Origin of the sequence: Bradyrhizobium sp. sGM-13 (assembly GCF_018398875.1) — a bacterium.
Classification (GTDB): domain Bacteria; phylum Pseudomonadota; class Alphaproteobacteria; order Rhizobiales; family Xanthobacteraceae; genus Bradyrhizobium.
Genome location: NZ_JAGWDK010000433.1, coordinates 1 through 237, shown reverse-complemented (window position 1 = coordinate 237; position 237 = coordinate 1). Strand labels below are relative to the sequence as shown.

Sequence of the window (237 nt, the reverse complement as noted above, 5' to 3'; positions counted from 1 at the left end):
GCATTTGGTCCAGGCCTGTTCGAACGGCTCTGGTTGCTTGGGCCCCTCCTGCGCAGGCTTGGCGCCGTGCGGCGCTTTGTGCTCGACGTGCGGAAGGCCATTCTTGGCATCAGCCCGTTCTGGCTTGCCATCGCGACTCTGTGGCTTGCGATGACCTATCTTGTTGATGTCTGGTCGATCTGGTTTTTGGCGGACGCGTTGGGCACGGCGCTGCATCCGATCGCCGTCAGCCATGCC

General features: G+C 62.4%; 1 protein-coding gene. It reads left to right on the top strand.

Annotated features, from left to right (window positions below; all coding sequences use genetic code 11):
- Positions 1 to 237: hypothetical protein (locus KJQ96_RS39550; RefSeq protein ID WP_213291280.1), on the top strand; the 237-nt coding region annotated here is incomplete at both ends.